Annotated in this window: 25 protein-coding genes and 1 riboswitch; of the genes, 16 read left to right on the top strand and 9 right to left on the bottom strand. The window is 42.3% G+C overall.

Annotation, left to right across the window (positions count from 1 at the left end):
- Positions 1 to 71: 71 nt before the first annotated feature.
- The gene (locus CBX98_RS08220) at positions 72 to 452 is read right to left on the bottom strand and encodes a hypothetical protein (RefSeq protein WP_074190469.1); all 381 of its coding nucleotides are present in this window, start codon (positions 450 to 452) and stop codon (positions 72 to 74) included.
- 284 nt (positions 453 to 736) lie between these two features.
- Here CBX98_RS08220 and CBX98_RS08215 point away from each other — a divergent pair, with 284 nt between their 5' ends.
- From CBX98_RS08215 to CBX98_RS08170, 10 genes are all read left to right on the top strand, one after another.
- On the top strand, positions 737 to 1,033 hold the full coding sequence (locus CBX98_RS08215; RefSeq protein ID WP_005396349.1) for an isoamylase early set domain-containing protein: 297 nt from the start codon (positions 737 to 739) through the stop codon (positions 1,031 to 1,033).
- Between the two features lie 214 nt (positions 1,034 to 1,247).
- A complete protein-coding gene (locus CBX98_RS08210) occupies positions 1,248 to 1,961 on the top strand; it encodes a response regulator (RefSeq protein WP_005396348.1) in 714 nt (237 codons plus the stop codon).
- A complete protein-coding gene (locus CBX98_RS08205; protein ID WP_006741195.1) occupies positions 1,961 to 3,256 on the top strand; it encodes an ATP-binding protein in 1,296 nt (431 codons plus the stop codon). The genes CBX98_RS08210 and CBX98_RS08205 overlap by 1 nt, the downstream gene beginning before the upstream one ends.
- A 117-nt stretch (positions 3,257 to 3,373) precedes the next feature.
- Positions 3,374 to 3,766 carry a glycine zipper family protein gene (locus tag CBX98_RS08200; protein ID WP_109168946.1) on the top strand — a complete coding sequence of 131 codons (393 nt, stop codon included), beginning with the start codon at positions 3,374 to 3,376 and terminating at the stop codon, positions 3,764 to 3,766.
- Between the two features lie 143 nt (positions 3,767 to 3,909).
- Complete coding sequence (locus CBX98_RS08195; RefSeq protein WP_012842368.1) at positions 3,910 to 4,266, top strand: diacylglycerol kinase; 357 nt, start codon at positions 3,910 to 3,912, stop codon at positions 4,264 to 4,266.
- A 22-nt stretch (positions 4,267 to 4,288) separates the two neighbouring features.
- Positions 4,289 to 5,944, top strand: a complete 1,656-nt coding sequence (locus tag CBX98_RS08190; RefSeq protein ID WP_046875852.1) for a phosphoethanolamine--lipid A transferase — start codon at positions 4,289 to 4,291, stop codon at positions 5,942 to 5,944.
- Positions 5,945 to 6,067: 123 nt separating this feature from the next.
- Complete coding sequence (locus CBX98_RS08185) at positions 6,068 to 7,000, top strand: Gfo/Idh/MocA family oxidoreductase (RefSeq protein WP_046875851.1); 933 nt, start codon at positions 6,068 to 6,070, stop codon at positions 6,998 to 7,000.
- A 224-nt stretch (positions 7,001 to 7,224) separates the two neighbouring features.
- Entirely contained in the window at positions 7,225 to 7,656 is a 432-nt protein-coding gene (locus tag CBX98_RS08180; RefSeq protein ID WP_005373685.1) for a YccF domain-containing protein, read from the top strand.
- Positions 7,657 to 8,289: 633 nt separating this feature from the next.
- Complete coding sequence (locus CBX98_RS08175; protein WP_006741201.1) at positions 8,290 to 8,628, top strand: hypothetical protein; 339 nt, start codon at positions 8,290 to 8,292, stop codon at positions 8,626 to 8,628.
- A gap of 387 nt (positions 8,629 to 9,015) precedes the next feature.
- Positions 9,016 to 9,864 (top strand): patatin family protein, encoded by an 849-nt coding sequence (locus tag CBX98_RS08170; protein WP_048624804.1) that lies wholly within the window; start codon positions 9,016 to 9,018, stop codon positions 9,862 to 9,864.
- A gap of 143 nt (positions 9,865 to 10,007) precedes the next feature.
- On the opposite strand, the gene CBX98_RS08165 is transcribed toward CBX98_RS08170, so the two are convergent.
- Positions 10,008 to 10,856: a pirin family protein gene (locus tag CBX98_RS08165; protein WP_047008088.1), complete on the bottom strand. Its 849-nt coding sequence runs from the start codon at positions 10,854 to 10,856 to the stop codon at positions 10,008 to 10,010.
- Between the two features lie 391 nt (positions 10,857 to 11,247).
- Between CBX98_RS08165 and CBX98_RS08160 the strand changes: the two genes are divergently transcribed.
- The 5 genes from CBX98_RS08160 (at position 11,248) to CBX98_RS08140 (ending at position 14,153) form a co-directional block, all read left to right on the top strand.
- Complete coding sequence (locus CBX98_RS08160) at positions 11,248 to 11,457, top strand: cold-shock protein (protein WP_005396336.1); 210 nt, start codon at positions 11,248 to 11,250, stop codon at positions 11,455 to 11,457.
- A 240-nt stretch (positions 11,458 to 11,697) separates the two neighbouring features.
- A complete protein-coding gene (locus tag CBX98_RS08155) occupies positions 11,698 to 11,907 on the top strand; it encodes a hypothetical protein (protein ID WP_053807947.1) in 210 nt (69 codons plus the stop codon).
- A gap of 50 nt (positions 11,908 to 11,957) precedes the next feature.
- The gene (locus CBX98_RS08150) at positions 11,958 to 12,098 is read left to right on the top strand and encodes a hypothetical protein (protein WP_005396335.1); all 141 of its coding nucleotides are present in this window, start codon (positions 11,958 to 11,960) and stop codon (positions 12,096 to 12,098) included.
- Between the two features lie 249 nt (positions 12,099 to 12,347).
- Positions 12,348 to 12,447, top strand: a riboswitch (purine riboswitch).
- Between the two features lie 89 nt (positions 12,448 to 12,536).
- Positions 12,537 to 13,550 (top strand): adenosine deaminase, encoded by a 1,014-nt coding sequence (locus CBX98_RS08145; RefSeq protein ID WP_104973475.1) that lies wholly within the window; start codon positions 12,537 to 12,539, stop codon positions 13,548 to 13,550.
- Between the two features lie 129 nt (positions 13,551 to 13,679).
- Positions 13,680 to 14,153 carry a peroxiredoxin gene (locus tag CBX98_RS08140; protein WP_109168945.1) on the top strand — a complete coding sequence of 158 codons (474 nt, stop codon included), beginning with the start codon at positions 13,680 to 13,682 and terminating at the stop codon, positions 14,151 to 14,153.
- Between the two features lie 55 nt (positions 14,154 to 14,208).
- Here CBX98_RS08140 and CBX98_RS08135 read toward each other — a convergent pair whose 3' ends face one another.
- From CBX98_RS08135 to CBX98_RS08110, 5 genes are all read right to left on the bottom strand, one after another.
- Positions 14,209 to 15,489: a serine protease gene (locus CBX98_RS08135; protein WP_109168944.1), complete on the bottom strand. Its 1,281-nt coding sequence runs from the start codon at positions 15,487 to 15,489 to the stop codon at positions 14,209 to 14,211.
- A gap of 233 nt (positions 15,490 to 15,722) precedes the next feature.
- The gene (locus tag CBX98_RS08130) at positions 15,723 to 16,130 is read right to left on the bottom strand and encodes an SPOR domain-containing protein (RefSeq protein ID WP_006741205.1); all 408 of its coding nucleotides are present in this window, start codon (positions 16,128 to 16,130) and stop codon (positions 15,723 to 15,725) included.
- Positions 16,131 to 16,344: 214 nt separating this feature from the next.
- Entirely contained in the window at positions 16,345 to 17,514 is a 1,170-nt protein-coding gene (locus CBX98_RS08125) for a D-alanyl-D-alanine carboxypeptidase family protein (protein WP_109168943.1), read from the bottom strand.
- Positions 17,515 to 18,710: 1,196 nt separating this feature from the next.
- A complete protein-coding gene (gene yghU, locus CBX98_RS08115; RefSeq protein WP_047008085.1) occupies positions 18,711 to 19,568 on the bottom strand; it encodes a glutathione-dependent disulfide-bond oxidoreductase in 858 nt (285 codons plus the stop codon).
- A gap of 214 nt (positions 19,569 to 19,782) precedes the next feature.
- On the bottom strand, positions 19,783 to 20,349 hold the full coding sequence (locus CBX98_RS08110; protein ID WP_109168942.1) for a TetR family transcriptional regulator: 567 nt from the start codon (positions 20,347 to 20,349) through the stop codon (positions 19,783 to 19,785).
- Between the two features lie 99 nt (positions 20,350 to 20,448).
- On the opposite strand from CBX98_RS08110, the gene CBX98_RS08105 reads away from it, so the two are divergent.
- Complete coding sequence (locus CBX98_RS08105) at positions 20,449 to 20,982, top strand: dihydrofolate reductase family protein (protein WP_109168941.1); 534 nt, start codon at positions 20,449 to 20,451, stop codon at positions 20,980 to 20,982.
- Between the two features lie 78 nt (positions 20,983 to 21,060).
- Here the strand turns inward: CBX98_RS08105 and CBX98_RS08100 are convergent, their stop codons facing one another.
- Both CBX98_RS08100 and CBX98_RS08095 read right to left on the bottom strand, forming a co-directional pair.
- Positions 21,061 to 22,515: a sucrose-6-phosphate hydrolase gene (locus CBX98_RS08100; RefSeq protein ID WP_109168940.1), complete on the bottom strand. Its 1,455-nt coding sequence runs from the start codon at positions 22,513 to 22,515 to the stop codon at positions 21,061 to 21,063.
- Positions 22,516 to 22,546: 31 nt separating this feature from the next.
- Positions 22,547 to 23,470 carry an aminoimidazole riboside kinase gene (locus tag CBX98_RS08095; RefSeq protein ID WP_109168939.1) on the bottom strand — a complete coding sequence of 308 codons (924 nt, stop codon included), beginning with the start codon at positions 23,468 to 23,470 and terminating at the stop codon, positions 22,547 to 22,549.
- Positions 23,471 to 23,590: the final 120 nt, after the last annotated feature.

The following is a 23,590-nucleotide window of genomic DNA, read 5'->3' as shown; positions in this document are numbered from 1 at the left end:
TCGTGGCATTCAAATGCCAAATCATTTCATTTGGTAAAAAGGGGGGACCCCAAGTAATTTGAGATGGGAAATTAAACAATCGGAGGGCGATAAAGCTTGGTGATCACTGTCACTACTTTTTCGACTAGAGGCCTATCAATCAATGCAAGGCTATAAGGAAGAAGCAGTAAGTCGTTTTGAGATAAGTTGGCGGGAATTTTGACCATGCAGGAAGAGCTACAACTCGTGTGAGATTGTTGTGCCTTATTGATGGCTGACTCATCGTGATGTAATTCTACGCAGTCGTCATTGACGCCAAGTTGTTTGTGCAGAGCAGCCTGTTGAACAATAATATCGCGTACTTCAATTGTTTTCACCGGGGCTGAAGCCTTCGCCATAGGAGCGACACTGCTCAAAAGCATAGCGGCTAAACAAACTATCGCGGTCAACAATGTACGGTTAAACTTCAACATAGCTACATCAACAAAAATGGTGATTTAAGATAATACATGATAACGGTTTGACTTCAAGATACGGACTCTGAGTTCCGCCTCGCCTAAAAACTTGGTACGTTAACGGTTCCTTACCCTTGAGGCTTCTCAATACCGCTCCCCTCTCACAAGAACTCATAGCGATTAAGCTATTCATCATTTAGATAGTTCTTCACCTGATACCAGCGACAATTCGATAAAACTTGAAATCGTTATGAAACACGAGTAATAGTTAGAACAGTTTTTGTACGAACAAGGAAAGATCAATGCTTAAAAAGAGATTCTTTAAGACAAAAGATGAAGTTGAAGTCACGTTCGAGCTAGATAAAGACCAGTGGGACTCCATTCATATTGCTGGGGATTTTAACAACTGGCAGCCAGAACCGATGAAATTAGTGAAGAAAAGCCGTCAATTTAAATTTAAAACGCGCTTACCTAAAGAGCAGAATGTTCAGTTCCGCTACTTGCTCAATGATGCAAAGTGGGAAAACGACCCTCAAGCCGACGCTTATGTTCCCAATGCTTTTGGCAGCGACAACAGTGTCGTGTGCACCACCGAATAAAACGTAAGTTCACTCTAATATTCCATATTAAGGCGCAACAGTTGCGCCTTTTTTAGACACTTCATAATGTGATTAATGATTAAGTTTGAATCATTACTTGGGGTATTTATCGAATCAACTCATCCGATAACCTTATTCTGAGAAAGCTTTATTTGAAATAATTCGTAAATTTGTTTAAGTTCCAGTGATATTAAATATTGTATACATCACTCAAATGAACGCACAACAAGTCAAACCATCTTTAATCATTGTGGAAGACGATCCCAAATTACAAGCTATGCTGGGAGAGTATTTTGTTGAACAAGGTTTCCAGGTCAAATGTATCGACAACGGGACAGACGCACCGGAAGCGATTATTGACACACAGCCAGACGTGGTTTTGTTAGATTTGATGCTACCTGGACAAGACGGCCTGAGCGTATGTCGTCAAATCCGTGAATGCTACAAAGGCAAAGTGTTGATGCTGACAGCGAGTGATGACGACTTCGATCACGTCGCCGCATTAGAAATTGGCGCCGATGACTTTGTTACCAAGCCAATCAAACCTCGCGTGCTACTGGCGCGCATTCGCATGCTATTGAGAAGAAAAGAGGCAGCCTCTACCGAGTCCGAAAACGGTCTACAAATTGGAGTGCTGTGTTTAAACCGATTACGTAAATCATGCGTCATGAACCAGGAAGAAATTGCGCTGACTGACGGTGAGTTCGATTTATTATGGGTTCTCGCAACACACGCAGAAAAAACACTCTCACGTGAGTGGTTAACGAAAACACTACGTGGTATTGAGTACGACGGTACAGATCGCACCATTGACAACCGTATTGTGACATTGAGAAAAAAATTAGGCGATGCCTCTTGCTCTCCACAAAAAATCATCACGGTTCGCGGCAAAGGCTACCTATTTATGCCTGATGCATGGAATGAATAATGAGACGGATTTATCTGGAAAGCTTTGTCGGTCTTATCATTCTATTTATGGTGAGTTTGTGGGGTTACGAATTCTTGGTCTATGAGATCAACACAGATTACGATTACCTGCTACAAGAGCAAGAAGGTCAAGCTTTCCACGATCTTATCTATCCTATCTACGAAGAGCACGGACTAGAATACACTCAACAACAGCTTGAGCAATTTGCCACGTCCAGCCATCGCTTGTTGATTCCTCACACGCTCGAAGAACTTCCAGAGGACATCAGAAAAGCATTTGAAAGTGACACCTCTGTTAACGTGGCTTACGACGAAGAAAGGGATATATGGTTCCGCCTAGATGCGGACACCCCTATTTTCAAAATGATCGATGATCCGGATAGCTCAGTTATTCAGGCGATTAACTTTGATGACAACATTGTATGGTTATTCTTTTTAGCCGGATTTGCTCTGTATTGCATACTGCTGATCTGGTTTTTGAGTCGTCGAATTCGTGAGTTAGAAAGAGTCACGGTCGAGTTTGCTTCAGGCAACTTCAAAGCACGAGCAAGCACCTCAAGCGCCAAATCCGTTGGGACACTGAACAAAAGCTTTAATACGATGGCTGACAAAGTTTCTCGCCTGATCACTAGCAATAAAATGCTGACCAATGCAGTTGCGCATGAATTACGCACTCCTATTTTTCGTTTACAGTGGCAAGCTGACTTGTTATCGGACTCTACATTAACCGAACAACAGAAAAAGCATGTACGTAGTATCGTCGAGGACATTGACGAGATGGAAGACATGGTTGAAGAGCTGCTTTATTACGCCAAAATGGAACGCCCAGATACGGCGTTGCAAACAGAAAACGTAGCACTCGCCAAGTTAGTTAGTGAGTTAAAACAGAGATGGCAAAAAGAGACCAAATTATCTATCTCACTCAATGAAACAAACTCTGAAAACGCACGCGCATTCGCTGATCCAAAACTGCTAAAACGTGCCTTGGATAATCTGCTACGCAATGCAATGCGATACGCAAATACTCAAATTATGGTTGAGATAAAAAGTGATCAGCAAAGCTGTTTAATCCATGTACATGATGATGGTATAGGTATAGAAGAGCAACATTGGCCTCACCTTTTCGAAGCATTTTATAGCGCGGATGAATCCCGAAACAAAAACACGAGTGGATTTGGGCTCGGTTTGGCGATCGTCAGGCAGATAATGGAACTTCAACATGGTGAGGTTTCGATTTCTCATAGCCCACTTGGTGGTGCTTGCTTCACACTTCGTCTTCCAAAATCAGACAGTTAAGTTAACGTCTTTCCTCCTTTACAGAAGACGACACTTCAATACACTCCAGCGACAGAGCCCAACAATAAAACAGTGTACATTTAATCCATAAATTCACAGAACAAATGGATAATACTCATGTACAAACCTTTTATTCTGGTTATGACGCTTGCCTCTACTCTTAGCGCTTGTACTTATAATCAAAAGCCTGTTGTCGACATGACTAATGTTGATCCTGCTAAATATGAACAAGATTTTCTTTATTGCCAAGGGTATGCGGACAACGTAGACAAAACGGAAGCTGCAAAATCTGAAGCCGCTAATGGCGCAGTTACAGGTGCACTAATTGGGGCAGCAGCTGGAGCGCTAGAAAGCGGGATAGGTGGGGCTGCTGTGGGTGCCGCTGCAGGCGGTGCTGTAGGAGCAGGGGCCGGAGCGTTGAGTGGAAGCAATGACTCCACCAAAACACAATCTCTTGTACTGCGAAAATGCCTTCAGAATAAAGGCTATACCGTCTACGACCTTGAGTAATTCAACTCTTTTTTCTTATTCAAACCCTATATCGTTGTGTGATGAATGCCATTCACAAATGTTTCACGCAAGAACGATTAGTCTCATTTCATCGTTTGGATAGATGCACAATCTAAATTATTAAGCTGTAGTAAGGTCATATTTTGAAGCCAGGTAAAACAGGTCTACGCCGTGTCATGGATGCGACCGGCTATTCATTTCAGGGATTGAAAGCCGCATGGAAATACGAAGCCGCCTTCAGACAAGAATTGATTCTAGCCTTAGTGCTTTCCGTCTGTGCTTTTTTCCTTCCAGTCACCACATTTGAAAGAGTACTGATGATCAGTAGCCTGTTATTGGTCCTGATCGTCGAACTTATTAATTCCGCCGTAGAAGCGGTTGTCGACCGTGTTAGCGATGACTGGCACGAGCTCAGTGGTAGAGCCAAAGATATCGGCTCGGCTGCAGTATTTGTTGCGCTCACTCTTGCCCTTTTTGTTTGGGCTTCGTTCTTGCTCTAATTTTGATTCAAGACATTTACTTATGAAGACACATAATTTGCAACAAAAAGGTATCTCGTACGTTACCTTTACTTTCTTGTTGGCACTCTATTTCGCGCTGGTTGTAAACATTCCTATTTACAAAGAGCTGAATGGTATTTTTTCAAGCCTAGATAATGTCAAAATTGGTTTTATTATTACGATACCCATTTTCTTTCTTGCCGCGCTCAATTTCCTTTTTAACTTATTTAGTTGGCCTTGGGTTGGAAAGCCATTCTTTATTATTTTGCTCATAATTTCGAGTATGGTGAGCTACGCAAGTTACAACTATGGCACGCTTTTCGATTCTGGAATGATTGCTAATATTGCTGAAACCGATTCGAGCGAGGCAAGCTCTTACCTGAGTGCTTATTCTGTAATCTGGACGCTACTTATGGGGGGCGTCCCTGCGATGATTGTCTATAAGGTCAAGTTGCAATCTCAGCGCCACCAATTGCTGTATTTTTCTCTCACGAAGTTGGTGTCGATGTTGTCATCTCTTGCAGTAATTGCTGTTATTGCCAGTGTTTACTACCAAGACTATGCATCTGTCGGTCGCAATAACAGCTATCTGAAAAAAATCATTATTCCCACTCAATTCGTTTACAGCGCGACTGGGTATGTAAAGGAGAAATACTTCACCACGCCAGAGCCGTATCGCGAGATTGGAATCGATGCAAAGCAGTCAGATAGCGCAGTAAAGCAAGCACAGAACAAGCCGACACTACTGGTGTTTGTTGTCGGAGAAACCGCTCGAACACAGAACTACCAACTCAATGGCTATAAGCGAGAGACAAACCCTTACACCAGTAAGCTGGATGTGATTTCATTTCAAGAGGTTGCGTCTTGTGGCACTGCAACTGCAGTATCTGTGCCTTGCATGTTTTCTCAGCTCACGCGAAGCGAGTTTGAACGGACCAAGGCAGATAACCAAGATAATGCTCTCGACATCATGCAGCGCGCTGGAGTTGACCTCATCTGGAAAGAAAATGATGGCGGAGACAAAGAAGTCGCCCACAAGATCAAGAAAATTGAAGTGAACCGAAAGCAAGCAAGTCCTCTGTGTAACGGTCAAACCTGTTACGATATGGCGCTGTTAGATCACTTTGATCAAGAAGTTGCGGATATGCACGGCAATCGCGTTGTCGCCATGCATCTTATAGGAAGCCATGGTCCTACCTACTTCCAGCGTTATCCTAGAGACAAAGCGTTTTTCAAACCAGACTGCCCACGTGCAGATATAGAAAACTGTAGCGTCGAACAAATCGTGAATACGTACGACAATACGATACGCTACACTGATCTTGTGTTGGCAGAAACTATCAACAAACTCAAAGCATTAGAGTCTCAATATAATACCGCTCTCATCTACGTATCGGATCATGGTGAATCATTAGGCGAAAACGGATTGTTCTTACATGGCATGCCTTACGGCCTTGCACCAGACTTCCAAAAACGTGTTCCTTTGCTCATGTGGCTATCTTCCGGCTTTAAGCAAGTGAAACAAATAAACACCGACTGTTTGTCGAATGAAGCGCAAAAGGCAGGCCAGTACTCACATGATAACGTGTTCCACTCTTTATTAGGCGTTATGGATGTACAAACCCAAGCCTACGACGGCAAGTTGGATATATTCAAAGATTGCCGCACGACTTCCTAAGTGGACCAACAAAGCCTGACTCAAAATGTGAGTCAGGCTCTTTTCTAACAAGGCATTTAAACTCATCAGCTTGCCAAGCGTTATACTACAACCTGCCATCCATACATCGAAATAAGGACTAGGATGAAAATTGGTATTATTGGTTTAGGAGATATTGCTCAGAAAGCATACCTTCCCGTTATCACTCAGCTTCCAAATATCGAACTTGTATTTTGTACCCGCAACGCAAATGCACTTGAGAGTCTGGCTAAGCAATATCGAATCTCAGAGACCTGTCAAGACTACCAGCAGCTTCTGCACTTTGGCGTAGATGCTGTCATGATTCATGCGGCAACAAGCGTACATCCTCAAATCGCAGCATTCTTTTTGCAACATGGAATCCCAACCTTTGTCGACAAACCATTAGCGGACAATGCTGATGACGTGGAAAAACTGTACGATATTGCCGAAAAAGAAAAACAACCACTTTATGTGGGCTTCAACCGACGTCATATTCCGCTTTACAACCAACACATGCCAGAGGTACAGCAAGGCAACATTTCTGACCTAAAATCGCTACGCTGGGAAAAGAACCGTCACCAACTACCAGGCGATATTCGTACCTTTATATTTGATGATTTTATTCACCCATTAGACAGTATTAACGTGACAGCCAAGACCGATTTAAAAGAGGCTTATATAACGCATCAACTTGAGGGTGCCCAATTGGCGCGTTTAGACATTCAGTGGCAACACGGAGATACTTTACTCCACGCTTCGATGAATCGTCACTTCGGTGTGACTATGGAGCGCGTTCAAGCTTGTTATGCTAACAAAGCAGTGGAATTCGACTCTTTCGTTGAAGGGAAACGATGGCAAGCGAACCAAGAGCAAAAAATCAATTTGAAAGATTGGACGCCAATGCTGACGAGCAAAGGTTTTCATGCGATGTTGCTCGACTGGTTTAGCGTCGTTGAATCTGGAAAAATCGCTAGTGAAGTAGTGAAACGCAACATTGCTAGCCATCAGTTAGCAGAGCAAATTTGTCAATATATCGAGAAAGTTACCTCTAGGTAGCTTAATTCTTGGCTATGTGCTTAATCGAGTATTACGCTCTATACTAAAACAAACGTAGCTTCAGAGAGTCATTCATTCTCTGTTAATACTTATGCGGCTATTCTATCAAGCAAGTGAATGAGGGAACGGCTCACGTTCATTAACGGATCGGTTGGTGGTTTTAGTTTTACATTACGATCCCCTCAGGAACCAGCATCATCACATTCAAGAGTAAAGGAAATAGAATGAGAACACTCGGTAACATCATTTGGTTTGTATTTGGTGGCGTATTTATGGGGTTGCTATGGTGGTTTTTCGGTATCTTAGCCTTTATTAGCATCATCGGAATACCTTGGGGGCGTGCGTGTATCGTTATGGGTAATTTTTCCTTTTTCCCATTCGGAAAAGAAGCCATTTCACGCGATGAATTGACCAATGAAATGGACATTGGTACGAGCCCTCTAGGCGTTATCGGTAACGTCCTTTGGTTTGTCTTTGCAGGCCTTTGGTTGGCAATCGGTCACGTACTTTCCGCCGCAGCGTGTTTTGTAACCATCATTGGTATTCCGTTTGCACTCCAACACCTGAAGCTTGCGGTTATTTCACTCGCACCAATTGGTAAAACGGTTGTGTCGTCAGAAGAAGCTGCAATGGCTCGGTACAATATCAACCGCTAACAAACAGCCAATATACTTTCTATCCTCTGGGCAATCGTGCTCAGAGGGCAACTCCCGTCAAAAGTAAGCCTATTATCGCTATCGCATATTCAATAATGGTTGATTGTATATCCATACCGTCACCTTTAAGTTGAAGTTCACCCTAGCTCTGTACTACTTTACTTTTTATTAATCAATGGATTAGCTTAACTCTCCAAGCTCACCCACGCTCAAAAATAAGTATTATTTCTGCTCCTCCAAATTGAGTTCATTTACGAAAAGTCGAACTATAAGCATAGTTGATATTAATGATTTTTGACGATAAATAACTCACACCAATCCAGCGATAGTTCCAGAGTTTACTTTTTCTCAGTAAACGCAAGCCGTTACGAAAGCAGGTTTCTTCCCGATCAAAGCCACCACTTCGCATCACTATCGTTTTTCTTTAAAAGGCAACAAATATTCGTTGTTATCTTGAGTAAATTATTTTGTTTGTCGCATTTAAGTTCAATCAATATTATTCGCGACATCAGAGAAATAGATCATTGAGCTCCTTAGCATTTATCACAGACATAGAACGTAAAGCCCCTTTTTTTGCTCGTTTTTCTTTTTACAAATGTTCTAACTCAACGTCTATTCAGACAGGAATACACCGTGGATAAATATCAAGCTGCTTATGCCAAACGTCTAGAGAAGTTAAAGGGTAATCAATCTCCAAAAACGATAGCCCGTCTTTCGGCTTGGGAGGCATTTCTTAACAAAGAGTACGAACTCCAAGACTTAGAATACCAACTGTCAGACGCAGCACACCTACACTATGAACAATCTCATGTGAAAAATGATATTTCTTTTAAGGCGTTCAAGCGGGCGTTCTATAACGAATCCATCAAAATCTACAACCTAACCGATGGCGCCTCTATACAGAAAGTATTCACTCCGCTGCTCGCATTAACGACAGTTTGGGTGCTATTTATCTGCTTTTTTGACAAGTGATCATCACTTTTATTAGAACAATAAACTTAGGGCGCTTGCATCATGATTCAAAACGATAACCAGACGCACAACGCCCCACTTAAATATAAAAAAGGAGTTTGATCTTGTATGTCTAAGATGACACTTCTTTTAATTACAACAACGATCAGTATCGGAATTACAGGCGCCGCTTTCTGTGTGGGAGTGACATATTTATTCAGTGCGCTTTCACTAAATGAGCTGCTCAATAACCTGTAACTCCCTAGGCTTAATATGAAAAGGGCATCCATCGATGCCCTTTTCTTTTACTTAAGGAGATGCCCTAGCACTTAGGGCCACTTGGGTATAAAACCGTTATGCGTTAAGCTGCATTCTATTCATCCAATAGGTAAAGAATGGAACACAGTGATGGAACAAGTAGGAGAGCGTGCGTTGATTGTCGAAGGTGGTGCGATGCGAGGTGTATTTTCTTGCGGCATACTCGATCATTTTCTCGCTAACGATTTCTCTCCATTTGATAGCTTTTGGGGCGTATCGGCGGGCGCAAGTAACTTGGCGGCGTATTTAGCTAAAATGCCCGGGCGCAACTTAAAAATCTATCTCGATTACAGTTTAAGGAAAGAATTCATCTCACCATCTCAGATTCTACGTGGCGGCGATATGATGAACTTAGATTGGATGTGGAACGTCACTCTCGAAGAGCTTGGTATCGACAAGTCCGCACTAAAAGCGGATTCGAGACCTTTCTTTTTAGGCGTAACACGTCAAGACAATGGCCAAGCCGAGTACCATACTCCTAATGTCGACGAGCTCGCAGAAACAATGAAAGCCAGCAGCGCGCTTCCCGTGCTTTACCGAAATGGTGTCTTACTGAACGGCACCCGATACGTTGATGGTGGGGTTTCTGATGCACTTCCTGTCGCAGAAGCAATAAAGCGAGGAGCCAAAAAGATTATGGTTTTACGCAGTCAACCCTCTAGCTATCAAAAGCCGAAAGGAAAGTTCAGCGCACTAACCAAACGGATGTTGAAAGAAACGCCCGGATTAATTGAGCCGATGTTGACGCGTGAAGTTCGCTACAATCAAACTTTAGCACTGATCGACAATCCACCATCGGGAGTCGAAATCATCCAAGTTTGTCCTCCTGAATCATTTAAATTAAAACGATTGAGTCGCTCGCCAGCACCATTGCGTCAAGCTTATGAGTTAGGTATTGAAGCAGGAAAAGAAGCCATCATGCGATGGAATCAGAAGTAGAAAAAAGCCACGTGGATTAGACGTGGCTAACGCAAATTCGATGGCAGTGGATTATCGTATTTGCTTCTGGTCGAGCCCAATGGTCAGGCTCAAAACTGTTGATAACTGCGCTACTCACAGAAAAGGGAGTTAGGATGTTGATGCTAGTAGCTTTCAAACAATCCTGAATTGTAGTCTTGGATTGCTTGTTCTATTTCTTCCATGCTATTCATTACAAAAGGGCCATAGTGAACCACTGGTTCATTGATTGGTTCGCCAATAAAAATCAGAGCACCACTCTCCTTTTCGGCTTGTAATTCAACCCATTCACCTTTCGATAGAATCGCCATTTCGCCTTGATTGATCTCACGATCTTTTACCTGAATACGTCCTTTATAAACGTAAATCATCATGTTGTGGTCTTGCTCCGTGGTCAAATTCAAAGCGTGACCAACCATCGCTCTCCAATCGGCTACCGTGGCAGCAACACCTGTTTCTGTTAAAGGCCCCTGAATACGTTCGTTGTTTATAGTCAGATGACCAGCAATCAAGCGCACAACGCCCGAGCTTTGAGTTTCGAATTCCGTTATCGTTTCAGGTTGAAAGTCATGATATTGAGCCGGTGCCATCTTATTTTTCGCAGGCTGGTTTATCCAAATTTGGAAACCATGCAATTCACCTTCCTGCATAATAGGCATCTCACTATGAATGACGCCTCTTCCTGCCGCCATCCATTGAGCGCCACCAGAACGAAGCTCACCAACATTATCCATGTGGTCACGATGCTGGAAATGACCTTTCAACATGTAAGTGAGCGTCTCGATGCCGCGATGCGGATGAGGAGGAAAGCCACCAACATAATCAGCACGGTCGTCAGACTTAAGTTCATCCATCATCAAAAATGGAGAAAAGCTCGCATTATTAAACCCTGCTACTCGACGAATTTTCACTCCGTCACCATCAGCAGTGGGTTGTGAGTGAATAAGCTGACGAATTTCTCTGAATGTGCTCATACTATTTCTCCTCGTTTACCTTTGTGGCCGCTTGCAAACCGCATGTTCAGCCATGGCTATCGATATGGTTCTATTTTAGATTGAAGAAAAATAATCATGAGCCTTGCTATTTGAGCTACTTATTCAAATTTTTCGAACAGCCCACTTATCCAAGCTGTCGACATATATTTAAAAATAAGTGTAGCTATTTCCTAAACAAGGTGTATAGTAGGCCTTGGCTCTTAGAAGAGAGCTGTTAATGCAACATTTAGTTTAAGTTTCCTCTCAGTAAAATCTTGAATCCCCCAATTCAGACACCTGCGTACAACTTCCTCTTGATTGAACATTCAATAGCTTAGAAAAGATCCACAAAACAAATTCAAATTTTAATGTTTAATTCAAAGGTATTTTTATGTCTAAAGTAAACGGCTCAGTAAAATGGTTTAACGAAACTAAAGGCTTTGGCTTCCTATCTCAAGACAACGGTGGTCAAGATGTATTCGTACACTTCAACGCTATCGTTTCTGACGGTTTCAAAACACTGACTGAAGGTCAGAAAGTAAGCTTCAACGTAGAGCAAGGTAAAAAAGGTCCTCAAGCGACTGAAGTAACTCCTCTATAAGACTGCTTTTCTTGGTGTAGCATGCCCATGCTGCACCAAATCTCTCTCCTTCAAAAATATTCTCACTTTAATCACTCAGCCTAATATCAGGCATTGCTTTGTGCTACCTAAAATAAATAGGATAGTACTGCTTAATTTATTATTTATAGGAAAAATCATGTCCTCAAAAAGAACAGGCCGTCAAAGGCATTGGTATCAATTACTTAACAAAGACAAAATCACTAAGAAACAGGAGAATAAATGTTAGAAATTGAATTTAATCTAGAACAACCTCACACCTCTTGGAACGCTAAAATACATCAATTAAATGGTGATATTTTACGAAGGCACGTATTACCTAAGCTTCATTCTCATAGCTACATGATCGATTTTGAATATTGTGAGAAAACGCAATCTGGAACTATTCTCTGTGATTCAGGTTCAAAGTTAGGAAGTTTTACTGTTAACTAATTCAGTTTTCATGCATTAATGAATGATGCAACTAATTTGGAAGGTATCCAATGGCTAGAAAAAGTAAGAAGCAAGCAGAAAAAGACAAGAAAGAGTCGGAGCAAAACGCGGCGGCGGTAAAACAAAAAACGCGACGCCGTATAGAAGACATTATGGAACAAAGAGAATTTGACAAGTTATTTGATCTATAAGCTATCCTTGACTCTTTCAATTCTCTCTCTGCTCCATCGTTGTACAAGGTACCGCCACCTACCTTTGCTCAAACGAAGCCTCACTCTTTTCCTCGCTTATAACAACACGATAAGCCTCGTTCACGCTCAAAAACCAATTTGCTCCTCTATACCCAAGTGACTTATACGGTTGCCAGTTACTTTTCTTAGAAAAATCCTTCGACTACTGACAACTAGGTTATTTGCGTATAGCCAAATTGAGAATTTTGCGTATAATCGCCTCGTTTGCTTCGTATAACCCCAATGATATGGTTTGGGGGTCTCTACCAGTTCCCGCAAAGTGCTGATTACGAAGAGTTGAGATCATCGTGGGTCTTACTCTTTGTGATAGCGTTCGATTTATTCTTATCTATACCTATTCTTAGAGTAACTGCATCCACAATACACATAAGGTGGAATATGAACGCATTTATTCAAGGTCTTCCAAAAGTAGAGCTGCACTTACATATCGAAGGTTCACTTGAGCCAGAACTTCTCTTCAAGTTAGCACAACGAAACGGCATCGACATTCCTTACTCTTCTCCGAGTGAACTACGCAGCGCGTATCAGTTCGAAGACTTACAGTCATTCCTTGACCTTTATTACCAAGGGGCGGATGTTTTGCGTACAGAGCAAGACTTTTACGATCTCACTTGGGAATACTTACTGCACTGTAAAGCGGATAACGTTATTCATACCGAAATCTTTTTTGACCCACAAACGCATACAGAGCGCGGTATTGACTTTGACACCGTTATCCACGGGATCGCTCGCGCACTACAAGATGGGCACGAGAAGCTCGGCATTACTTCACAAATCATTGCGTGTTTTCTCCGTCACCTTTCAGAAGAAAGCGCCATGGAGACTCTGCAAGCCGTTCTGAAACACCGTGATAAGATCATTGGTGTCGGTCTAGATTCTTCAGAACAAGGCCATCCACCAGCTAAGTTCAAACGAGTATTTAAACAAGCAGTAGAAGCAGGCTTACTGACTGTTGCTCACGCAGGTGAAGAAGGTCCGGCACAAAACATTACCGATGCAATTGAAATGCTTCACGTCAGCCGCGTGGATCATGGTGTTCGCTGTGTTGAGGATGAAGCATTAGTCGAGTCGTTAATTGAAAGCAAAATGCCACTGACGGTATGTCCATTATCGAACCTTAAATTGTGTGTATTTGACGATATGAACGATCACAATATTGTCGAGCTACTGCGCAAAGGTGTCGCTGTGACAATTAATTCGGACGATCCGGTATACTTTGGTGGTTACATGACAGATAACTTTTTGGCCGTCAACAACGCACACCCAATGAGTAAGAATGAACTAGCTCAATTCACAATGAATGCGATTGATGCTAGCTTCATCGATAATGAGTTGAAAGCGAAGTATCGCCATCTCGTTAGTCAATACGTAAGTCAGCATGAAGCGTTGTAATAAAGCCATCAGTGCTACATCTTGGGTCAAACACTTAGGTGCTAAAACCTTACAAAAGCTCTGTGGTTAACCGCATTTATAAGCGCTAGACTGAGAAAGCTAAACTAGCACACAAAAAGGAATAAAATCATGATTCAACAAGGCCAAGCTCTACCAGTTGCGACTCTAAGCGAATTGACTGCCGATGGTATGGTTAACCACGACGTTACTGAGCTGTTTGCAAACAAGAAAGTCGTACTCTTCGCTGTACCTGGCGCATTCACCCCAACGTGCTCGGAAGCTCACCTACCAGGCTATGTGGTATTAGCCGACGAGTTGAAGGCAAAAGGTGTTGAATTAATAGCTTGTGTTTCTGTAAACGATGCATTTGTGATGCAAGCTTGGGGCGAAGCTCAAAACGCTTCAGAAATCCTGATGTTGGGTGATGGCGACGCAAGCTTTACTAAAGCATTAGGTCTTGAAATGGATACCGGCGGCTTTGGTGGTATTCGCTCACAACGCTACGCCATGATCATTGAAAACGGCATTGTGACCAAACTTAACGTTGAAGAACCAAAAGAGTTTGAAGCAAGCAAAGCAGAAACGATTTTAGCGGCGCTTTAAGCTAAGAATAACTATCGCCCCACAAGCTAGTGGGGCGTTCATCTTTTAATGTTTCTCACTGTTTTCTTCGAATCCACATTATCAGCAACACAGCGAACAAGTAAGCCTGCTCAGTGGCTCCTCCACTATTGCTTTCATCATTACAACCAAATTCTGTTTCTTCTCCTCCAATATTGATCTGACTCGGATTATCACATTGGCTAGTGTCAGTTACTTCCTCCTCATCACTTGGACTGTCACTATCTTCATCTCCTTGATCTTCATCATCAGGGCTTAATAAAAAATCAGGCTTGGTAACTATATCCTCTGGAGGTTCTATAGACGTAGTAAATGACTCTATCCAATCTCTAAAGTGAGAAACATTGGTATACCAAGTAGGCAGAGTTATTGAACTACAAACCGTGTTTATTATGGGACTAGCACTAATAATCCCAACTTGATAAAAGCTATTATCATCGATGCTATATATTAACAATGGACCTCCTGTGTCCCCCTCACATGCTCCATTTCCATAGATATTGTCCCCTCTCGTAATGCTTTTCGTAGGCAATGAACATAACTTGGTGGGATCAACCGGGGATTCAATGTAGATAGGTAGATCTTCCGCAGACTCTAAACGGTTATAGCAAAGAGAAACTGGGTAATAAGAAACATCCGTTTCTCTAAATTCTGTATTACTTCCACCTATATCAGGGTCGTTATCTCCTCCAGTCCCCCACCCCGCGACCTTGAGGTTCGGCTCTGGCTCTCCAGAGTCCCAATCACTCTCAGGATTTACCAAATCTAACAGCATCTGATCACTATCAGAGTTGCCTAATAATAAGGAACTGACCATTTCATCTGGAAACTCCCTCTCTACATATAGCAGTGCTAAATCATTTTGAAAAGCGGTCGAATCAACTACCGTCAAACCTGATTCGTCAGTGGTCACTGAGTTAATAGGATAGTACTCGGGATGAATAACAACATGAGTAACTTTATAAATATCTGGTAGTTCAACTTTCGCCAAGTCAGACTTCCCAACAGTCACCGATATTTCCTTTGGTTTTGCCACATCAAAATTAGTGAAGACATCTTTATTTTCGTTACTGTCTTCATAGCTTGCATCCGAAGCAACTAGACAATGAGCAGCTGTCAGCACCCAGCGACTGCTGATTATAGTACCACCACAAGAGTGATCTTCAGCGAAGATACTAGCCCTTACAGATGCCATGAAGGAAAATTGAGATTCGTACTCATCTTGAGTTGGTACGGTATAAGAGCTTTCAACAACGATTGCATACGTTGGTATGCAAGTGATTAATGAGCTGATTAAAAATACCCATCTGTTCAACATACTCACCCCTCCCTCTAAGTTTATTGAAACAGAGATAAAATGCATGCTGGATTTCAATTGCACTCACATGCATAAATAAGTGTTCCTAGAGAGTGTAGGTGCTTATTCAACTATTGACTTAATTTATACCTAAAGTTGAAAATTATGTGATTGCATTCTAAAAAATAAGACCCTTAAACGAAGCCCCCTACTCTATGAGATGATGTTGAAGGGGGCCTAGAAGAGTTAAAGGGCTAACGCATTCTCACAACACTCGTTTGTTGCTTACGCTGCATTTCCGCAAAAGTCAGCACAAATGGGGATGACTGCTTTACGCGGCTCGGCAGTGAAGAAAGCGCATTGTAGGCATCCTGTTTCGTTTTAAAATCGCCAACGGTTACCGTATACCAACGCGTGCCTCGGCTGTTTTTCCAGTTAACCCAAACCGGATGCTTAGGATCGATATAACGAATGTAATCTTTCACATCTTTTTCTTGCTTTAGCGCGAGTACCTGCATCGTGTAATGGTTTGGGTTTAAATAACCATACGCATCCTGAGAGGTCATTACTCCAACACATTGGCCACTATCGACCTGCTGCTGGTAAGGCATAGCGCAGCCCATGAGCGATAAAATCAATGTCAAAGATAAAATCTTGTGCACGTGTCACCCCATTTTTGTTCTAGTTTCTTTTCTCTCGCACTCAAAAACACAAAAACGCTTCTAATTAGGCGAAAATAGACCCACACGAGAAGATTCGATGTTTTAGCGCAACGAGTATTTCAAAAAAGTAAGGCGACCACGTTGGCCGCCTTAGTAAATTGATTTAATAGAACAATAACAAGATAGAGTGATAATGGCAGAAGTTAGCTGTTTTTTAGAGCCAGCTCGCGACCAATTGCTTAAACCAGTCTAAAACTCGCTTGAATAAGCTGCCTTCTTCCACCGATTCCAACGCTACAAGTTCGGCTTCATTCACAACTTTACCTTCGACTTTGTAAAGCACTTTACCAACCACTTGTTGCTCAGAAATTGGCGCTACCAAATCGCCATTATATTCAACTTCAGCTTGTAGCTTTTTCACATCCCCTTTTGGTAAAGTGAGATAAACGTCATTGGCCACGCCTACTTTAAGCTCATCTTGTTCGCCCATCCAAACTCGAGCGTTCGCAACTTCCGTTCCTGCCTCGGTTGGCATTACCGTATCGTAAAAGCGGAAGCCATAACTTAGCAGTTGTTTGCTTTCGGATTCACGGATATTCTCACTTTTTGCTCCCATCACAACAGCAATTAAACGCATGTCACCTTGAGTCGCTGAAGTCGCTAGACTGTAACCAGCACCGCTTGTATAACCAGTTTTCATACCATCGACATTCATACTGCGATCACGAAGCAAGCCATTGCGGTTATATTGCGTAATGCCGTTGTAGGTAAACGAGGTTTCGCTATACAGTGGGTAGATATCAGGTAAGTCACGAATAATAGCTTGACCCAACTTGGCAATGTCATAAGGTGTCGAATATAAACCGTCACTGTCTAGACCATGAGGGTTGGTGAAAGCCGTGTTATTTAATTCAAGCTTAGCAGCCCAACTATTCATCAAGCTTACAAACCCTGACTCACTACCTGCGACATGTTCAGCAATGGCCACACTAGCATCATTACCTGATTGAACAACCAAGCCACGGTATAAGTCAGATAAAGAAACGGAAGTATTGACTTCAATAAACATCTTTGAGGAATCTGGGAAGTTTTTTGCCCAAGCATTTCGGCTAATGACGACCTCATCATCCAAAGTAATATTACCTGCGTTAATTTCTTGACCAGCCACATAAGCCGTCATTAACTTCGTTAAGCTCGCAGGATTTAGCCGTTTATGTGCATCACGTTCAACCAGCACTTTCCCAGTGTGAAAGTCCATCAAAACATAGCCACGAGAACTGAGTTCCGGTGCATTTGGCACAACCGTTGGTGCTGCATAAGCCAACGAAGATACAGCAGCGAACCCTGTAATTAACACTGTGTTTAATATAGTACTTTTTCTCATCATGACATCTTATCTTAGTAGCATTTAAGGCTTACAAACGGTACCCGAATGAATTCAAAGCGCAGGGTTACCTAGGTAAAGAGCGAGTATATTGAAACGGCGCTCAGTTACAGCCACCTTGTTACGATTAGTTACTTTTACTCAATGTTTGTCGAGAATAATGAGAAGTAAGTAGAGCTTTCGTCTAGAAAGATGAGACAAGAGGCGAGAAATCATGCCGTTGTGCTATGTAATTAGTGTTCAGAGAAAAAACCGTACAAGCCAGATCTAAAACTAAGCTTGTACGGGAAAAGATAGCTAAAAATTTTATCACTATCTAACTAGGGGCAACTAAGAAAATCTACAATTCAATTAATAATCCGAACTAATAATTTACTAACCAATACTTCATCTCGGTCATAACAACATAATAATTTATTGTCAGAATTTCAGATAAAAATAAAAATTTAATTTATATATAACCTAAATATTATCTATTACTAGACAGGAGAAAAGTATAATTTCCCTTTCTTAAAACTAAGGGAGGCTTTTTTCGATGCCTTTGAATTTGTATCGTCATCAGTAAACTGAGTGTAACAATGAGGGATAAGGCATCCGGCTTTAGCGCGAAAAGATAAGCCACTGTTATTTAAGTTCACTCTCTGCTTTTTTATCACTAAAGACTTTAAATTTCGGTTACCTTCAGTTTGTATAGCAATTCTTTCACGTACCCCAACCCAGTACGACTCAAACGACGACATTATACATATCCTCTTTCATGGTATAAGCAGTTGTTATAAACATTGCTCAAAGCTAGATGTAGAATTCAGTAAATTATTTAAATTTTATTTATCTATAAATTTTGATTTAAATAGATTAACCCTTACATTCCACACAAAATAAAAGGTTATGTCAAAGATTAATTATCATTAAGTTTATTTATATTAGATATAAAATTAAGTTATAAATTTAAGGTTATCTAAAGTATAAATTTTTAGAATGTCATCAGCTAATAGTTAATAAAAATGCAGAGGGCTTGTTGAATATGAAAACGACAAATAGAAGCAAAGAACTATCTATAGGTTGAATAACCTTCAACGGGGTTACAATTCAAATAAAAGTAGCGCATCTAGTAAGATGCGCTATGGATTTGATCAGTTTTGGAGTATGAGTTCGGATGAAAACAAACTTACTTGAAGTGACTGAACCAAGTTTGCTTATGGTTTAAGCTTCAATACCTTATCAATATCTTCTGCGCTGTGACGTTCAGGTAACTGCTCCCACTCTTCTCCCCATGAGCGATTCACAATACGACCACGCTGGACAGCTTCTCGCTCATCAATCGCTTTCGCCCAACGTACAACGTTTTTGTAACTCTCCGCATCTAAGAACTCCGCAGCATCATACGCGCGACCCAGTACCAAATTGCCGTACCATGGCCAAGTAGCGATGTCTGCGATACTGTACTCATCGCCTCCTAGGAATTCATTGTTTGCGAGGCGCTTGTCTAATACATCTAACTGACGTTTTGCTTCCATTGTAAAACGGTTGATTGGGTACTCGAACTTCTCTGGTGCGTACGCGTAGAAGTGACCAAAACCACCGCCTAGGTATGGCGCAGAACCTTGCAGCCAGAATAACCAGTTCATTACCTCAGCACGCTTAGCGCCTTCTTTTGGTAGAAAGTGACCAAACTTCTCTGCTAGGTAGAACAGGATGTTACCTGATTCAAACACGTTCACTGGCTCAGAACCTGAACGGTCAACCAGTGCCGGAATTTTCGAGTTCGGGTTCACAGCAACAAAACCAGAACCAAACTGGTCGCCGTCACCAATCTTGATCAGGTATGCATCATATTCTGCTTCTTTTACGCCTGCCGCCAGAAGCTCTTCAAACATGATCGTTACTTTCTGGCCGTTTGGAGTCCCCATGGAATAAAGTTGGAATGGGTGTTCTCCAACAGGCAATTCTTGCTCATGACGAGCGCCTGAGTCCGGGCGGTTAATGCTCGCCCACTGGCCACCGTTTTCGTTATCGTTTGTCCAAACTTTTGGTGGAATGTATTCGTTAGCCATTGTTATCCCTTATTGTGTTTGAATGCATTATCAAACTGGCAAACTCAGTACGCCAGCAAGCATGATGAAGTAACCCACCGCATTCGATAAATGGGCATACCCAAGATATTAGGCCGGAATCTTCAAATAAAAGCCCTGACCTTTCACTTAATTAGAACCTTTGGTTATGGGATTTTCTTTCACGCTATAAGGAAAAACGTCGCGGTAATGTGAACTAGGTTCGAGATGCCAATAACGAAGAACAGATCAGATTCAACGGTCCATCCATCATCTCCGTCTTAATCAAGCTCGTATCGTGGCAACAACTGATCGAAAGCGCGAACCCGTGTAGGTAATCTGCCAATAGATCCAAACTGTCTCTCTCCACTTGCGGAGACAACGCCAAAGGTTGAACAATGATTTGATAACGCTCGGTAAACACTTGGGCAGGGCCATGAGATGTCATGTTCAGCATGGTTTGCAATAACCCATTGTACTCACGCAGCAGTTCAATATAGCTAACACACAAGTTCTTGAGTTCGCCTTGCCAATCTTCATTCACTTTCGGTTGATAAATTTCTTCCACCAGCGATGTGGTTAACGCTTCAAGCAAGGCATTCTTGTTTTTGAAGTAGTGATAGATCGCCATAGGATCCACATTTAGTTGCGTCGCTAACGAGCGAATGCTTGGTACCTTGCCATCCTTTTTCATCAACGACTTAGACGAATCTAGGATGCTTTCTGCGCTTAACTGCGACAGCTTGGCGGCTGGTCTCCCGCGTTTCTTTTCGTTGACAGACATTTGATCTTCCTTATAAATTCAGAATTATTCTACATTGTAGAATTAATTTTAAACCATACTTTAGCTTGGCTCAAGCATCACCCTTTTGATGAGGTACTCATGGCAAATATCGTATTTATTGCAACCAGTCTGGACGGTTACATTGCAGATAAGCAGGGCAAACTCGACTGGCTAAATTCAGTACCAAATCCAGACAACATTGATACTGTCTTCCTCTCACTGATGGAGCGTATTGATGGCTTGGTAATGGGACGCAACACCCTAGATGTCGTGCTGAGCTTTGATTGCGATTGGCCATACAGCAAACCTGTGTTCGTACTCAGCAATACCATGACAAAAGTACCGCAGGGCTACGAAGACAAAATCTTTTTAGTAAAAGGTGAGCTAAAAGATGTGCTTACTGACCTGAATGCAAAAGGCTTTAACGACTTTTACATCGATGGCGGGGTGACAATTCAGAACTTCCTCAAAGAAGACCTTATTGATGAAATAATGATCACGCGTTTCCCTATCCTACTTGGCGGTGGCGCGCCACTATTTGGGGATTTAGCACAACCATTGAACTTCAAAGTCACCAAGAGTGAAGTTGTTTTGGATACCTTAGTTCAAACCACTTACGTGCGTGAAAAATAGTTAGGCTAGATAGTTTAAAAGAAAACGCCCTTCACTGAATCAATGAAGGGCGTTTTAATATCTTTGTAATCGAAACCGTTACTTAGCTGATTCAAACAAACCAGTGATGCCTTTCAAAGGGAAAAGCCTTGCTTGCTCCAACCCTTTCAACGTTACCTTATTGAGGTCATCAATAAAGAAACGACTGGTCATCGTGTGTTTGCCACCATTAATAAAAATCTCGATGACAGAGTTGTCGATATATATATCAATCGTCTGCTTAGCGTCCAATCTTGGTGCTTTTCGAATGCCACCAAATTCTTCTGCGTACAAATGAGACATGTAACGACGGTCCAGCATAAACTCGTGCTCTGTCGCACTAAAGACGATGTTGTCACCTTTGAGGTTACTCAGCTCAAGTTCAAAGCCATCGCCCTCAAGGTCTAATTGGATCAAACAATTGGTGCTTTCCAGTGTATGGGATTGTGCAAAGACCACCTCTTCTTTTCTCAAACTCTTCAGCTCAGGGAGTGGAGTTTGAACAAGAAAACCATCTTTCAACGTTAGTTCTCTAGGAAGAGACAACATTCCTGCCCACTGGTGTGTGACCGATGGCGTGTCGATTTCTGGCAACCCTATCCATGCAATAAGAATGCGACGCCCACTCTCATCTAAATAGGTTTGTGGGGCGTAGAAATCAAACCCATAATCTGGCTGTAAAATATCTTGGTGGTTTTCTAAAGTCATCGACTCTAGGTTCAACTGATCACCCACGATATACGCGACAGAATAGATGTTTTTGAAATCATAAGGATTACTACTGCTCACGCCCTGTGGCGAAAACAACATCACCGACTGACCATTAATCTCAAAGAAATCAGGACACTCCCACATGTACCCAAGGTCAGAAAACTTGGTCTTGATAGGACCTTTATGCTGCCACGTTTTCAAATCTTTGCTTTGATAGAGCGCCATTGAGCCATGCTCGGTTTTGGTTTGAGCACCCACCACCATCAAATAGTCGTCGCCTTTCTTCCAAACTTTTGGGTCACGAAAGTGCTCCGTGTAATGTTCGTTCTCAATGACTACACCGTGCTTTTCAATGCTGCCGTCTGAATCCATGGTGGCAAAACACTGTGTTGGGATTCGATTCCAGTTTTGGTCACGCTTGTTGCCAGTAAAAAATAGCAAAACCTGGTTGTTTTCCACCAAAGCGCCGCCCGAATAGACACCATGTGAATCGTAGTCTTGGTCAGGATGAAGACCCACGCCATGATCAGTAAAATGGATGAAGTCTTTAGTAGAAAGGTGATACCAATACTTCATTCCATGGACTGGTCCCACAGGCGTCCACTGGTAAAAGATGTGGTGCTCACCATTGAAATAGCACAGCCCATTTGGGTCATTTAACAGCCCAAATTTAGGGGCGATATGAAAACTAGGAAAGCCTTTATCTTGCTGACGTGAAAGTGTCATTTCTTCGATATCACACTGAGGGATTTGCTCAAGTCGGCGATATCTTTGCTCTACAGTCCAACGGTTGTTTAAGCTCATAATTTTTCTCAACTGAAATTGGATCTGAAGATCATTGCCCAATAAATCGCAGCAATTCTGTCTGGGTCGGAAGCGCAGTCATTGCGCCTTTTTGCGTCGTCGCTAATGCACCACAGCCATTTGCCCATTGAATCGCAGAGCTAACAATAAGATGATTTTTCCAATCGTCATGTTGAGACAGACATGCCAGTAGCCCTCCGACAAAAGCATCACCAGCCCCTGTAGTATCAACCGGACTAACGACTTGACCAGTGATCAGCTCACTCTGGCTTTCAAAGACTCGCCAAACGCCTTTCGCACCTTGTGTCACCAAGACCAAAGCAATATTCAAAGCGGCTATTTGTTGTAAACCTTGTGCCATCGATGTTGAGTCAGTTAAGAACAAAAGCTCTTCTTCAGAGAACTTAACCACGTCAGCCATCGCTACAGCCTTCATCACGACAGCTTGGATTTCTGATTGATCTTGCCACACTTCATCACGCAAGTTAGGGTCAAAGCTAATGAAACCACCAGCGGCTTTTGCTCTTTTGATCGCCTCAAATGTGCTGCTTCGACTTGGCTCATTTGCCAGTGAAATCGAGCAAACATGTAGCCAGTCACCTTGCTTAAAGTTTGGGATGTCTTCAACAGACATAAACTGATCAGCGCTCGGTTTTACCATAAATGTAAAGCTGCGTTCACCTTGTTCGTCTAAATCCACCACCACTGTTGATGTTCTTTGCTCAGGGTCTTTAACGAGAAACTCCGTGCTCACGCCCTCTTGATAGAGCGTTGATTGCATGAAGCGACCAAATGGGTCATCACCCACACGTCCAAAAAACGCACTCTTACCAGATAGACGAGCAATTGCTACGGCGACATTCGCTGGTGCACCTCCGGGACATTTGAGTAAAGAAGTCTCAGATTCCGGTATTAGATCGACAACAGCATCACCAGTTACCCACACTTGATTCATCTTGCTTACCTTAAAATTAAAGCCCTGATAGTCCAACGTGTTGAACACCTTCACTACCAAGTAAAAATTGAAAAAGGCTAGCCAAGCCATTAGTGCTTGGCTAGCACCCCAAACATTTAG

Source organism: Vibrio sp. T9, assembly GCF_003123985.1.
Lineage (GTDB): Bacteria > Pseudomonadota > Gammaproteobacteria > Enterobacterales > Vibrionaceae > Vibrio > Vibrio diabolicus.
The sequence above is the reverse complement of the archived record's forward strand: the minus strand, read 5'-3'. Positions and strand labels throughout refer to the sequence as shown.